This window comes from Streptomyces sp. NPDC050423 (genome assembly GCF_040655445.1).
Taxonomy (GTDB): domain Bacteria; phylum Actinomycetota; class Actinomycetes; order Streptomycetales; family Streptomycetaceae; genus Streptomyces.
In genome coordinates, this window is record NZ_JBFAJY010000004.1 from 181,172 (window position 1) to 195,247 (window position 14,076).

Genomic DNA, 14,076 nt, shown 5'->3' on the forward strand with positions numbered 1-14,076 from the left:
CGCCCCGGCGGGGTTCTACCCTGGTGGGTGCGCTGCCCAAGGGAGGTCAGCCGCCGTCACCGAGTGAGGAATGGCCGTAATGCCAGAGTTTGCGTACTCCGATCTGCTCCCCCTGGGAGAGGACACCACGCCGTATCGTCTGGTCACCTCCGAGGGTGTTTCCACCTTCGAGGCCGACGGCCGTACGTTCCTCAAGGTCGATCCGGCGGCGCTGCGCACCCTGGCCGCCGAGGCCATGCACGACATCTCGCACTACCTGCGGCCCGCGCACCTGGCGCAGCTGCGGCGGATCGTGGACGACCCCGAGGCGTCGTCCAACGACAAGTTCGTCGCGCTCGACCTGCTGAAGAACGCGAACATCGCCGCCGCGGGCGTCCTGCCCATGTGCCAGGACACCGGCACCGCCATCGTCATGGGCAAGCGCGGGCAGAACGTGCTCACCGAGGGCGGTGACGAGGAGGCGCTGTCGCACGGCGTCTTCGACGCGTACACCAAGCTCAATCTGCGCTACTCGCAGATGGCGCCGCTGAACATGTGGGACGAGAAGAACACCGGCTCCAACCTCCCGGCCCAGATCGAGCTGTACGCGACCGACGGCGGCGCGTACAAGTTCCTCTTCATGGCGAAGGGCGGCGGCTCGGCCAACAAGTCGTTCCTCTTCCAGGAGACCAAGGCGGTCCTCAACGAGGCCTCCATGATGAAGTTCCTCGAGGAGAAGATCCGTTCCCTGGGCACGGCCGCCTGCCCGCCGTACCACCTGGCGATCGTCGTCGGCGGTACGTCGGCCGAGTTCGCGATGAAGACCGCGAAGTACGCCTCCGCGCACTACCTGGACGAGCTGCCCGCCGAGGGCTCCCCCACGGGTCACGGTTTCCGTGACAAGGAGCTGGAGGAGAAGGTCTTCGAGCTGACGCAGAGGATCGGCATCGGGGCGCAGTTCGGGGGCAAGTACTTCTGCCACGACGTGCGCGTGGTCCGGCTGCCCCGCCACGGCGCCTCGCTGCCCGTCGCGATCGCCGTGTCCTGCTCGGCCGACCGCCAGGCCACCGCGAAGATCACCGCCGAGGGCGTCTTCCTGGAGCAGCTGGAGAAGGACCCGGCGCGCTTCCTCCCGGACACCACCGACGAGCACCTCGACGAGGCGGGGGACGTCGTGCGGATCGACCTCAGCCGCCCGATGGACGACATCCTCGCCGAGCTGACCAAGTACCCGGTCAAGACCCGGCTCTCGCTGACCGGCCCGCTGGTCGTGGCGCGCGACATCGCGCACGCCAAGATCAAGGAGCGGCTGGACGCGGGCGAGGAGATGCCGCAGTACCTCAAGGACCACCCGGTGTACTACGCGGGCCCGGCGAAGACGCCCGAGGGCTACGCCTCCGGGTCCTTCGGTCCGACGACCGCCGGCCGGATGGACAGCTACGTCGAGCAGTTCCAGGCGGCGGGCGGCTCCAAGGTGATGCTGGCCAAGGGCAACCGGTCCAGGCAGGTCACCGACGCGTGCGACGCGCACGGCGGGTTCTACCTCGGTTCCATCGGCGGCCCGGCGGCGCGGCTGGCGCAGGACTGCATCAAGAAGGTCGAGGTCGTCGAGTACGAGGAGCTCGGCATGGAGGCGGTCTGGCGGATCGAGGTCGAGGACTTCCCGGCGTTCGTCGTCGTCGACGACAAGGGCAACGACTTCTTCACCGAGCCCGCCCCGGCCCCGACGTTCACCAGCATTCCGGTGCGCGGCCCCGGCCTCGGCTGACGGCCTCGGCCGGCGAGAGACGCACGCACGTACCACGAGGGGCCCCTCACGTCCGGCAACGGGCTGAGCGGGCCCCTCAGCCGTCGAGCAGGCCCGATGTCGCGACCAGATAGCCGAGTTGGGCCCGGCTGGTGCTGCCGAGCTGCTCGGAGACCTTCCGCATGTGCTCGGCGACGGTGCGGCGGCTCATCCCGATCCGCCGGGCTATCGAGGCGTCCGTCTCCCCGTTGACCACCGCCCGCAGGATGGCGCGCTGCAGATCGGACGTGATGACGGGGGTGCGCAGCGGCGCCCGTTCCGGGCGGACCGGCACCGAGCGGGCCCAGGCCTCGTCGAAGCCGCGGGCCAGGAACCTCACCAGTGACGGGTGCTGGACGCGCAGCGCGTGGTGCGGTTCGTCGGAGAACGGGACGAACGCCAGGTCCCGGTCGAACACGATCACCCGGTCGGCCACCTCGGCGAGCGTCCTGATCTCCGCTCCCGCGGCGGTCACCTGCTCGATGTACGCGAGGGTCGTGCGGTCCGAGCGGACGGTGTGCTGGTAGATCGTCCGCTGCCGGATCCCCCGCCGCAGGCTGCCCAGGTCCCGGATCAGCGCTTCCTGGAGCACGTGTGCCGGACGGCCGCCCCCGGGGTGTGCGGTGCGGACCTGCTCCCGGCAGCCGCCCACCGCCGCGTCCAGCGCCTTGCTGATGACGGCCTCCCCGGACAGCCGGGTGAGCGCGGGCCGTTCGGTCCGGTGCACGTCCGCGTACAGGGCCTCGAAGACGGAGAGCGCGGCGCGGGTGGCCCGCAGCGTGCGGCGCCGGTCGAGGACGGCGGCCTGGAGCGGGGCGAGGACGGCGTGGGACGCCGTCTCCGGCGGTACGGGGATCATGGATCCGGGTGACCGGCGGTCGGCCACCATCAGGTGCAGGTCCCGCAGACATCCGGCCACCTCGTCCTCGGGAAGGCACCCCGCCACCAGTGCGCGCCGATAGGTCGCGAGCGCGCTCTCGCACGGCTGTTCCGGGACGGAGCCGGCCCGTGCGGAGCTGTCCGCCGACGATTCGCGGCAATCGCATGCCGGTGGGCTGGAATGAGCGTCCTTCACAAGTATGCAGATTACCTTTGTACATACGGGATGACGTTGGGGAGTTCGGCGGTTCGACGACTATGAACGGGTGACGCCCGGCCCTGACCACACCCTCAGCCGGCCGACCGCCGAATCGGCCGACTCGCGGTACGGAGTTCGGCGTTATCGATTCCTGGTGGCCGGCTACGCCATCTCTTCGTACGGCACCTTCCTGAATATGGTGGCGCTCAATCTGTTCGTCTATGAGACGACGGGGCGGGCTCTCGCCATGGGGCTGTTCATGGCGGTGCGGCTGGCGTCCGGATTTGCCGCCGGGCTGACGGCCGGTGGTCTGCTCTCCCGTTTCACGGCGAAGAGCGTGATGCTCTGGACGAATATCGCGCAGGCGTCGGTGATGCTGCTGCTGGTCCTCGCGCCGGACGGGCTGCGGACGGCCGCGCTGGTCGCCGTGTCGGTGGTGGTCGGCTCCTGCGGGACCCTGTTCATGGTGTCCCTGCGCAGCTCGATTCCCGAGATGGTCGGCGAGGACCGGCGATCCTGGGCCAACTCCCTCTCGATCACCGGCCGTTCACTGGCCATGGTGGCCGGTTTCGCCTCGGCGGGCGTCGTCGTCTCGCTCGTCGGGTACACCGCCGCGTTCGTGGTGGACACGGCCACCTTCGCGGTCTGCGCGGTGACGGTGGCCCTGCTCCCCATCCCGGGCGGCGGCAGAGGCGACGGCGAGGACGGGAACGCGAACGGGGGCGGGGGCCGGGGCGGGGGCCGGGAGGAGCCGGATGACTCGCCCGCACGTCGCCGCCGGTCCGCCGCGCTGGCCGCCCTGGCCGCCGCGCCCGGTCTGGCGCTGATGGTGGCGCTGCGCGGCGTCGACGCGCTGGGCTCGTCCTCGCACAACGCTGCGCTGCCCGTCTACTCCAGCGGGCTCGACGCCTCGCGCCCCGCCGTGTTCGTCAGCGCCTTCTGGTGCCTGTGGGCGCTCGGCAACATCGTGGTGCAGCAGCTGATCCAGCGGTACGCGCGCCGCACCGGCCGGTCCGTGGGGGCGCTGGGCTTCGGCTGGGGCACCTGTCTCATGTCCGGGGCGTTCATCCTGGCCTTCGCGGGGTTCCCCCTGGTGGCCACGGCCGCGATCGCCCTGGTCGCCGGGGCGGCCGACGGGCTCACGGAGGTCTCGTACACCTCGCATCTGCAGACCCTGCCGGCCGGGCTGCGCGCGCACGCCTTCGGGCTCTCCGCCACGGTGGAGAACCTCGGGTTCGGCGCCGGGATGATCCTGGTCGCGGCCTCGCTCGACCACTACACCCCGCTGACGGTCGTCGGCTGGTCCCACGGCGCCGCTCTCGTGGTCGCCGCGGTGTTCCTGATCCGGGTCCGGGGCCTGCGCAAGGCTCCGCCGGTCCCGTCGTCCCCGTGACCGGACCCGGTGCCGGCACGGTCCGCGTACGACTGAATTCAGCCAATCCTGTGGAGGGCGGTGCGGCGCAGCCGCGAGAGCTCCCGCGCCCGGGTGCCGGAACGGGTACGGGCGGCGATCCGCACGCCGGTCGCCGTTCCGGTGCCGGCCGGGCCCCGCGACGAGGCCCCAGGACGGTCCCCACCGGCCGCGGGCACCGGCGTCGCACCGCCGCATTCGCGCAGCGGGCCGCCGGCCGGGCTTGCGGGGGACCGGGCCGATGCGGTGAGTTGTCCGCGTCGAGGGAGAACCCGCCCCGCCCGACTGCCCGGTACGGATGCGGCCGCGCGACCCCGGCCGCACCATCCAGCCCGCCCGTGACCGATGTCCCCTGCCCGCAGCAGCCGCGCCCGGCAGCCGACCGCCTGCCCGCCAGTCCGAACCGCCCGTCCGAAGCATCCGAACCCGCACGGCCGAACGACCTTCACCGTCCCACACCGGAAAGGCGGAGACCGCATGACGCCGGTCCACCACCGCAGCCACGTCGACGATCTGCTCTCCTTCATCAGGGCCAGCCCCTCCCCCTACCACGCCGTCGCGAGCGCCGCCCAGCGGCTGGAGAAGGCCGGCTTCCGTGAACTGCGGGGTACGGACGACTGGACGGGCACCACGGGCGGCAGCTTCGTCGTCCGCGGCGGCGCGCTGATCGCCTGGTACGCCCCCGAGGGCATCCCCGCCCACACGCCCTTCCGGATCATCGGCACCCACACCGACTCGCCGAACCTGCGCATCAAACCCACCCCCGACACCGGTTCCGCGGGATGGCGGCAGATCGCGGTGGAGATCTACGGCGGGGTCCCGCTCAACACCTGGCTCGACCGCGACCTGGGCATCTCCGGCCGCCTCGCCCTCCGGGGCCCCGGCGGCACGACCGACTCCCGGCTCGTGCAGATCGACGAACCGCTGCTGCGGGTGCCCCAGCTGGCCATCCACCTGGACCGGTCCGTCAACGACGGCCTGGCCCTGGACCGGCAGCGCCACATCGCCCCGGTGTGGTCGCTCGGCGACGCCGAGGAAGGGGCGCTGCTGCGCCGGGTCGCCGCGGCCGCGGAGGCCGACCCGGACGAGGTGCTGGGCTGGGACCTGATGCTCCACGACATCCAGCCGCCCGGATACCTGGGCGCGGAGGGGGAGTTCGTGGTCTCCTCCCGGCTGGACAACCTGGTGTCGGTGCACGCCGGCGTCACGGCGCTGGCCGGTGCGGCGACGGCGGCCGAGGCGCCCGCGTACATCCCGGTCCTGGCGGCCTTCGACCACGAGGAGGTCGGCAGCGGCTCCGACACGGGGGCGCAGAGCCCGCTGCTGGAGCGCGTCCTGGGCCGTTCGGTCACGGCGCGCGGCGGAAGCCCGGAGGACTGGTCGCGGGCGCTGGCCGGCGCCTTCTGCGTATCGGCCGACATGGCGCACGCGGTGCACCCCAACTACGCGGAGCGGCACGATCCCGACCACCGCCCGCTGCCCAACAGCGGCCCGACGGTCAAGGTCAACGTCAATCAGCGCTACGCCACCGACTCGACCGGTATCGCGGTGTTCGCGTCGGCCTGCGAGCGGGCGGGCGCCCCGTGGCAGCCGTTCGTCTCCAACAACGCGATGCCGTGCGGCACCTCGATAGGCCCGCTCACCGCGGCCCGGCTGGGTGTCCCGACCGTGGACGTGGGAGTACCGGGCCTGTCGATGCACTCGGCGCGTGAGCTGTGCGGGGCGGACGACCCGGGTCACCTGGCGGCGATCCTGGGCGCGTTCGTGACGTCCGGCTGACCCGGGGGTGCGGGGAGGGCCGGGTACCGCCCCTCCCCGTACCCGAGGAGCGGCCCGCTACGCGAAGCGCTGGCTCGCGCTCCCGTCGCAGGGCTGGAGCCTCAGCGGGTCATGGGCGCCCGCCAGGGTCGCGCACAGCCCCGTCGAGGCGGCCGGGCTCAGGGTGCCCGACTGCCGGACGAACTTCTGGTTGGCCGCGCCCGAGCAGTTGTAGAGGATGAGGGCGGCGCCCGCCTTGTAGCCGGCACCCGGTACGTCCAGGCAGCGGTCGTGGCTCAGTTCCGTACGGACGCTCTTCGTGCCGGAGTCGTACCACCAGCCCTGGTTGCGGCCGCCGTGGCAGTCCCAGCCGGTGACTCCGGTGTTGTTGCGCGTGACCGAGGCCGGGGCGTCCAGACAGCTGCTGGTGGCCTCGTTGCGCAGCGGCTTGAAGACGTCGTCCCAGGCGGCGGCCTGCAGCACGGGGGTTCCGGTGCTCGCCGGGTCGGCGCAGCTCGCCTCACGCAGGCCCGAGTTGTAGATCTGAGTCAGGCAGGAGGCGAAGGCGCCGTGGCCGGCGGCGTTCGGGTGGAAGGACTGCCGGACGGAGTTGGAGTCCGGCGGGAAGTGCGACAGGTCGATGAAGAGGCCACGGGCCCAGGTGGACTCGCTGCACACCTCGTGGCCGTGGAAGAGCCGGGAGTTGTCGAGGTAGACGGCTCCGGTGTCGGCGGCGGCCTTGCGCATCCCGCGCTCGAAGGCGGGAACGGCGGTGTTGCGGCCCCAGGCGGCGTCGGAGTCGTATCCGGCGCAGCCGCCGGGAAGCTTGCCGGGGAAGTTCGGGTTGTCGTAGAAGTCCGGGCCGATCGGGCTCGGGTAGCCCATGACGACGAGCTTGTAGTCGCCGTTGGCGTATCCCGCGTCCGACATGACGGTCCGCAGGTCGCCCACGGTCTTCTCGACCTTGGGGACGAGCGCGTCGACGCGGGCCTGCCAGCCGCCGTCGTACTTGGGCTCGCACGTGCCCTGGAGGAGGACCCAGCGTTCGACGCAGTCCGTCATGACCGGGCCGAACTGGAGGTCGTCATTGGCACCCGCCACCAGCACGATCATCTTGATGCGGGTGTTGCGTGCCTTGATGGCGAGGTTGTCGCTCTGCACCAGCTCGTCGGCGTACTGCTTCGAACCGCCGATGACGATGTTCCCGGTGTACGCGCCGGAGCAGGAGACGTTGTACGTGACGTCGGCCGGGATTCCGGTGCGGTGGATGGCGGAGTCGGGCGAGCGGTGGCACCAGTTGTCGGGGCCGTTGGTGCCGTTCTCGTACGTGCCGACGCCCTCGCCCGAGATCTCGCTGTCGCCGAGCGAGATCAGCCCGGTCTTGCGGTCGGCGAGCGGGCGCTCGGCCGGGTCGCCGTACAGCCGGGTGGCCTCGCTCGCGCGGATGGCCTCCAGTTCCGGCGACAGTGCGGTGGATGAGGTGGTGGTGGTACCGGACTGTGCCGCGCCCGCCGGTCCGGCGGCCGCGGTCATCCCGCCCAGTGCCGCCGCCGTGGCGGCGACGGCCGCGACGGTACATCGGAGTCTGAACCTTGTGCGCCTCATTGCGCCTCCCGAGATTGTTGTTACCCACGGTATTTACTGGTCGGTAGGCAACTTGGGAATACTCAGAACAAGACAAGTGCTCATCTTTTTCAGGACCGCCCGGGAAGTGGGGGGCGGAAGAAGGAGCGAGGCTGGGTGCGTGCAGCTGCAAGGCGGAGGATTGAGGCAGATGGGGCCTCCCCTGCTCGAACGAAGTTGAGAGCTTGGGGAAGGAGCCATGGTGATTGACGACAACGCCGCAGATGCGCGTGCCCAGCCACGCGACGCCGCCCCCCACATCCCGGGCGGTCCAGAGGAGGTTGAACGCGCATGAACGATGTACAGGGCCGGAACGACAGCACGGCGACCGACGGGAAGTACCGCATCGAGCACGATTCGATGGGTGAGGTGAGGGTCCCCGCGGACGCCAGGTGGCGGGCCCAGACACAGCGGGCCGTGGAGAACTTCCCGATCTCCGGACAGCGTCTGGAGCGGGCCCACATCGAGGCCCTGGCCCGCATCAAGGCCGCCGCCGCCAAGGTGAACGCCGAGCTGAAGGTGCTCGACCCGGAGATCGCGCGGGCCATCCAGGACGCCGCGGCCGAGGTCGCCGGGGGGCGCTGGGACGCGCACTTCCCGATCGACGTCTTCCAGACCGGCTCCGGCACCTCGTCGAACATGAACACCAACGAGGTGGTGGCCACCCTCGCCACCGAGCGCCTCGGCCGCGAGGTCCACCCCAACGACCACGTCAACGCCTCGCAGTCCTCCAATGACGTCTTCCCGTCCTCCATCCACATCGCCGCGACGGGCGCGGTCACCGGCGAGCTGATCCCCGCCCTGGACCACCTCGCGGCCGCCCTGGAGCGCAAGTCCGCGGAGTTCGCGGCGGTCGTGAAGTCGGGGCGCACCCACCTGATGGACGCCACCCCGGTGACCCTGGGCCAGGAGTTCGGCGGGTACGCCGCGCAGATCCGCTACGGGATCGAGCGGCTGCATGCCTCGCTCCCCCGCCTCGCCGAGCTGCCGCTGGGCGGCACGGCCGTGGGCACCGGCATCAACACCCCGCCCGGCTTCTCGGCCGCCGTGATCGCCGAGGTCGCCCGCGTCACCGGGCTGCCGCTCACCGAGGCCCGGGACCACTTCGAGGCGCAGGGCGCGCGGGACGGTCTGGTGGAGACGTCCGGCCAGCTCCGCACCGTCGCGGTCTCGCTCACCAAGATCGCCAACGACCTGCGCTGGATGGCCTCGGGACCGCGCACCGGACTGGCCGAGATCAACCTGCCCGACCTCCAGCCGGGCTCGTCGATCATGCCGGGGAAGGTGAATCCGGTCATTCCCGAGGCCGTGCTGATGGTCGCCGCCCAGGTGACGGGGAACGACGCGACGGTCGCCGCGGCGGGAGCGGCGGGCAACTTCGAGCTGAACGTGATGCTCCCGGTCATCGCGAAGAACCTGCTGGAGTCGGTGCGGCTGCTCGCCAACGTCTCCCGGCTGCTCGCGGACCGCACGGTCGACGGGATCACCGCGAACGTGGAGCGGGCCAGGGAGTACGCGGAGTCCTCGCCGTCCGTCGTCACCCCGCTGAACAAGTACATCGGCTACGAGGAGGCGTCGAAGGTCGTCAAGAAGTCCCTCGCCGAACGCCTGACGATCCGCGAGGTGGTGCTGGCCTCGGGTTACGTCGAGCGCGGGGACCTCACCCTGGAGCAGCTCGACGAGGCGCTGGACGTGCTGCGGATGACCCGCCCGTGATGCGCGCCGCCGAGGCGGGCGGCGGCGGGGCAGGGCGTCGGGAACCCGCTGGTTACCGCGCACCAGGCCGTAAGATCCCTCCATGACAGGTACGGGAGAGACCGAGCGCTGGGCGCCGGGTGATCAGATCCTGTGGCGCTACCGCGGCAACGGACCGCTGCGGCACGGTCCCGCGCCCGGCCGGACGCCGAACCCGGTGCACATCTGCCGTCCCGTGACCGTCGCCCAGGACACCGAGGACCTGCTCGCCGTCTGGGTGGCGCCCGGCACCGAGTGCGTGAAGCCGGTGCTGGCGAACGGCACCGAGGTGCACGCCGAGCCGCTCGCCACCCGGTACACCTCGCCGCGCACCACCGCCCGCTCGCCCTGGCTGGGCAACGGGGTGCTGAAGCTGGCCAGGCCGGGCGAGCCGTGGTCGGTCTGGCTGTTCTGGGAGCTCGGCTGGGAGTTCCGCAGCTGGTACGTGAACCTGGAGGAGCCGCGTACCCGCTGGGCCGGCGGCATCGACTCCGAGGACCACTTCCTCGACATCTCCGTCTACCCGGACCGCAGCTGGCTCTGGCGCGACGAGGACGAGTTCGCCCAGGCCCAGCAGGTCGGCCTGATGACCCCCGCGACCGCGCGGCGGGTGCGGGAGGCGGGCCGCGCGGCGGTCGGGGTGATCCGCGACTGGGGGGCGCCGTTCCGGGACGGCTGGGAGGACTGGCGGCCCGATCCGCACTGGCGGGTACCCGCGCTTCCGGACGACTGGGACCGGCTTCCGGATGACTGGTACCGCACCCCCTCGGCCATGCCGTCGTGAGACCCTTGATGCACCGCAGGGGGACAAACGTAGGATCGTCCCGAGGACGGCCGATCCGCCCCCAACCGGCGGGCGCCGCGCACGAGCTGACCGTAAATCATCAAGTCATCGCACTGGTTGCACGCTTCATGACCCGCATCAGTCGTATGAGTCGCACGAATCGCATGAGCCACTACGAGGGGGTGGAGACGTGCTCGCTGTCCGTCGCTCCGCCGCAGAAAACGTTGTCACCGCTCCCGTTCACGGACGACCGGTTTCGGCCCGGTGTTCCGGGGCATGCGATGTCAGCCGTTGTTATTGCCGCTCATGCCGGGGCACAGTAGCGCCCCACGAGGTGATTGCCTCATACAACCGGCCCGGACGGACGGAACCCCAAGCGTGACGGAGCACCCCACCTCCCACGAAGGCCGGCAGCCTCTCGCCGCCCGGTCGCAGGAACGCACCCGGCCGCGGCAGCGGGACGCCGCGTCGGCGCCCGCCGCTGCCGGAAAAGCGATCCCGACCCCGGCCAAGGGCCCCGGTCCGGCCGCTGCCGGGCCTGGCCCCGCGGCAGGCCCCGACCCACAGGCGGCGGCCCGCCGCGAGGGCGACCGGCTGCGCTTCGTGGGTGCCGCGACCCGCCGGATCGCCCGCGGCATAGATCTGGACGAGATCGTCCTGGGCCTGTGCCGGGCCAGCGTGCCGACGTTCTCCGACGCCATACTGGTCTACCTCCGCGACCCGCTGCCGGTCGGCGACGAACGTCCCGTCAACCCGTTCGTGCTGCGGCTGCGCCGCTCCGACCGGCTGCGGCTGAGCGAGGAGATCACCGAGGGGATGTCGGAGAGCGAGCGGCTCCGGCCGGCCGCCATCGATCCGCAGACCGATCTGACGCCCGCCGCCGAACTGTGCGAGGTCCGCCCCGGCGGTGCGCTGGCCGAGGTGCTGCGCGGGGTGCGGCCGGTCTTCGGCGACTCCGCCGCGGCCCGTGCCGCCCTGCCCGAGCTGCTCGGCGCCGGCCGTACCGTGCCGTCCGGGCACCGGGCGATCCTGGCCCCGCTGCGCGGCCGGCGCCGGGTGATCGGCGCGGCCGTCTTCCTGCGCGGGACCGAGCGCCCGCCGTTCGAGGCCAACGACCTGCTGGTCGCGGCCCAGCTCGCGACGCACACCGCGCTCGGCATCGACAAGGCCGTGCTGTACGGGCGCGAGGCCTACATCGCCGACGAGCTCCAGCGCACCATGCTGCCCGACTCGCTGCCCCAGCCCACCGGGGTCCGGCTCGCCTCCCGCTACCTCCCGGCCGCCGAGACGGCCCGGGTCGGCGGCGACTGGTACGACGCGATCCCGCTGCCCGGCAGCCGGGTCGCCCTGGTCGTGGGCGACGTCATGGGCCACTCCATGACCTCCGCCGCGATCATGGGCCAGCTGCGCACCACCGCGCAGACCCTGGCCGGGCTCGACCTGCCGCCGCAGGAGGTGCTGCACCACCTGGACGAGCAGGCGCAGCGGCTCGGCAGCGACCGCATGGCGACCTGCCTGTACGCGGTGTACGACCCCGTCGCGCACCGCATCACCATCGCCAACGCCGGCCACCCGCCGCCCGTGCTGCTCCACCTCGGCGGTCGCGCCGAGGTGCTGCGGGTACCGCCCGGCGCCCCGATCGGCGTCGGCGGAGTGGACTTCGAGGCCGTCGAGCTGGACGCGCCCGCGGGCGCCACCCTGCTCCTCTACACCGACGGCCTGGTGGAGTCGCGGCTGCGGGACGTCTGGACGGGCATTGAGATGCTGCGCGAGCGGCTCGCCACCACCGCCCGGCTGACCGGGCCCGACCACTCGCCGCCGCTGGAGGCCCTCTGCGACGACGTGCTGGACATGCTGGGCCCCGGCGACCGGGACGACGACATCGCGCTGCTCGCCGCCCGCTTCGACGGGATCGCGCCGAGCGATGTCGCGTACTGGTTCCTGGAGCCGGAGGACTCCGCCCCGGGCCGGGCCCGCAGGCTGGCCCGCCGCGCCCTCAGCCGATGGGGTCTGGACGACCTGTCGGACTCGGTGGAGCTGTTGGTCAGCGAGGTGGTGACCAATGCCGTGCGGTACGCGGAGCGGCCGGTGACGCTGCGGCTGCTGCGGACCGACATCCTGCGCTGCGAGGTCGGCGACGACTCCCCGCAGCTGCCCCGCCAGCGCCGCGCCCGGGACATGGACGAGGGCGGCCGCGGTCTGTTCCTGGTGAACCGGCTGGCCCGGCGGTGGGGTGCGACGCGCCTGTCGACGGGCAAGGTCGTCTGGTTCGAGATGCCGACCAGGGGGCAGTAGCCGGGCCCCGCAAGGGCACCGTCACGGACGGTATCCAAATGTTGCCGACCTCCTGTCGGCGGGTTTGACTTCAGTCGTGTACGCGATCTGACCGATACCCCACCGACGGGAGGACGCTCGTGGCCGAGGAACCCAGGACCAAGAACGCCCCATACACCACCAACAACGCCGGAATCCCGGTGGAGAGCGACGAACACTCGCTCACCGTCGGGACGGACGGCCCGATCCTGCTCCAGGATCACTACCTCATCGAGAAGATGGCCCAGTTCAACCGTGAACGGGTCCCCGAGCGCGTGGTCCACGCCAAGGGTTCCGGCGCGTACGGCATCTTCCAGGTGACCAACGACGTCAGCCAGTTCACCAAGGCCGACCTCTTCCAGCCGGGCAAGCAGACCGCGATGCTCGCCCGCTTCTCCACGGTCGCCGGCGAACAGGGCTCCCCCGACACCTGGCGCGACCCCCGTGGTTTCGCGCTGAAGTTCTACACCGAGCACGGCAACTACGACATGGTCGGCAACAACACGCCGGTCTTCTTCGTACGGGACCCGATGAAGTTCCAGGACTTCATCCGCTCGCAGAAGCGCCGCCCCGACAGCGGGGTGCGCGACAACGACATGCAGTGGGACTTCTGGACCCTCTCCCCCGAGACCGCGCACCAGGTGACGTGGCTGATGGGCGACCGGGGCATCCCGAAGACGTACCGCAACATGGACGGTTTCAGCTCGCACACCTACATGTGGGTGAACGCGGGCGGCGAGCGGTTCTGGGTCAAGTACCACTTCAGGACCGACCAGGGCATCGACTTCTACACCCAGGAGGACGCCGACGCGATGGCCGGGACCGACGGTGACGTGCACCGCCGGGACCTGTTCGATTCGATCAAGCGCGGCGACCACCCGAGCTGGACGCTCTCCGTCCAGATCATGCCGTTCGACGACGCCCCGGACTACCGGTTCAACCCGTTCGACCTGACGAAGGTCTGGCCGCACGGCGACTACCCGCTGACCGAGGTCGGCCGGATGACGCTGAACGAGAACCCCGAGGACTTCTTCGTCCACATCGAGCAGGCGTCCTTCGAGCCGTCGAACCTGGTGCCCGGCATCGGCCCGTCGCCCGACAAGATGCTGCTGGGCCGGCTCTTCTCTTACCCGGACACCCATCGGTACCGGATCGGCCCGAACTACGCGCAGCTCCCGCCGAACCGGCCGCGCTTCTCGCGCAACTCGTACTCGAAGGACGGCGCGATGCGGTACGAGCCGTCGCGCACGGGCGCGGTCTACGCGCCGAACTCGTACGGCGGTCCGGCGGCGGACACCGACCGCTTCGGCGAGCCGGCCGGCTGGGCGACGGCGGGCGAGATGGTGCACGAGGCGTACACGCTGCGCCGGGACGACGACGACTGGGGCCAGGCGGGCACGTTGGTGCGCACCGTCCTCGACGACGCGGCGCGCGATCGGCTGGTGTCGAACATTTCCGGCCATCTCCTGAACGGTGTGAGCCGTCCGGTCCTGGACCGGGCGGTGCAGTACTGGCGGAACGTGGACAAGACCCTCGGCGACCGGATCGCGAAGAAGGTCAACGGCGGCTGACCCCGGCCGCCGGAACGCCGGAACGGGCGGTGTACGAGG

9 protein-coding genes are annotated in these 14,076 nt (G+C 71.4%); 7 read left to right on the top strand and 2 right to left on the bottom strand.

The window, feature by feature from the left end; genetic code table 11:
- Positions 1-79: 79 nt before the first annotated feature.
- Positions 80-1,747, top strand: a complete 1,668-nt coding sequence (locus AB0I52_RS05250) for a fumarate hydratase (RefSeq protein WP_363069068.1) — start codon at positions 80-82, stop codon at positions 1,745-1,747.
- A 76-nt stretch (positions 1,748-1,823) separates the two neighbouring features.
- Here AB0I52_RS05250 and AB0I52_RS05255 read toward each other — a convergent pair whose 3' ends face one another.
- A complete protein-coding gene (locus AB0I52_RS05255) occupies positions 1,824-2,840 on the bottom strand; it encodes a LuxR C-terminal-related transcriptional regulator (protein WP_363069070.1) in 1,017 nt (338 codons plus the stop codon).
- A 154-nt stretch (positions 2,841-2,994) separates the two neighbouring features.
- Here AB0I52_RS05255 and AB0I52_RS05260 point away from each other — a divergent pair, with 154 nt between their 5' ends.
- Together AB0I52_RS05260 and AB0I52_RS05265 are read left to right on the top strand one after the other, a co-directional pair.
- Positions 2,995-4,236 (top strand): MFS transporter, encoded by a 1,242-nt coding sequence (locus AB0I52_RS05260; RefSeq protein WP_363069163.1) that lies wholly within the window; start codon positions 2,995-2,997, stop codon positions 4,234-4,236.
- Positions 4,237-4,731: 495 nt separating this feature from the next.
- Entirely contained in the window at positions 4,732-6,033 is a 1,302-nt protein-coding gene (locus tag AB0I52_RS05265) for a M18 family aminopeptidase (RefSeq protein WP_363069072.1), read from the top strand.
- 57 nt (positions 6,034-6,090) lie between these two features.
- Here AB0I52_RS05265 and AB0I52_RS05270 read toward each other — a convergent pair whose 3' ends face one another.
- Positions 6,091-7,617, bottom strand: a complete 1,527-nt coding sequence (locus tag AB0I52_RS05270; protein ID WP_363069074.1) for a ricin-type beta-trefoil lectin domain protein — start codon at positions 7,615-7,617, stop codon at positions 6,091-6,093.
- Between the two features lie 309 nt (positions 7,618-7,926).
- Between AB0I52_RS05270 and AB0I52_RS05275 the strand changes: the two genes are divergently transcribed.
- The 4 genes from AB0I52_RS05275 to AB0I52_RS05290 all read left to right on the top strand — a co-directional run bounded on the left by AB0I52_RS05275 (position 7,927) and on the right by AB0I52_RS05290 (position 14,037).
- On the top strand, positions 7,927-9,351 hold the full coding sequence (locus AB0I52_RS05275; protein WP_363069076.1) for a class II fumarate hydratase: 1,425 nt from the start codon (positions 7,927-7,929) through the stop codon (positions 9,349-9,351).
- A gap of 82 nt (positions 9,352-9,433) precedes the next feature.
- Positions 9,434-10,153, top strand: a complete 720-nt coding sequence (locus AB0I52_RS05280; RefSeq protein WP_363069078.1) for a DUF402 domain-containing protein — start codon at positions 9,434-9,436, stop codon at positions 10,151-10,153.
- Positions 10,154-10,531: 378 nt separating this feature from the next.
- Positions 10,532-12,448 (top strand): SpoIIE family protein phosphatase, encoded by a 1,917-nt coding sequence (locus tag AB0I52_RS05285; RefSeq protein WP_363069080.1) that lies wholly within the window; start codon positions 10,532-10,534, stop codon positions 12,446-12,448.
- Between the two features lie 119 nt (positions 12,449-12,567).
- Positions 12,568-14,037, top strand: a complete 1,470-nt coding sequence (locus AB0I52_RS05290) for a catalase (RefSeq protein WP_363069082.1) — start codon at positions 12,568-12,570, stop codon at positions 14,035-14,037.
- The last annotated feature ends 39 nt before the right edge of the window (positions 14,038-14,076 follow it).

Coding starts and splice junctions, on each gene's coding strand:
- AB0I52_RS05250 (WP_363069068.1), top strand. CDS start 80: ATGCCAGAGTTTGCGTACTCCGATCTGCTCCCCCTGGGAGAGGACACC.
- AB0I52_RS05265 (WP_363069072.1), top strand. CDS start 4,732: ATGACGCCGGTCCACCACCGCAGCCACGTCGACGATCTGCTCTCCTTC.
- AB0I52_RS05270 (WP_363069074.1), bottom strand. CDS start 7,617: ATGAGGCGCACAAGGTTCAGACTCCGATGTACCGTCGCGGCCGTCGCC.
- AB0I52_RS05275 (WP_363069076.1), top strand. CDS start 7,927: ATGAACGATGTACAGGGCCGGAACGACAGCACGGCGACCGACGGGAAG.
- AB0I52_RS05280 (WP_363069078.1), top strand. CDS start 9,434: ATGACAGGTACGGGAGAGACCGAGCGCTGGGCGCCGGGTGATCAGATC.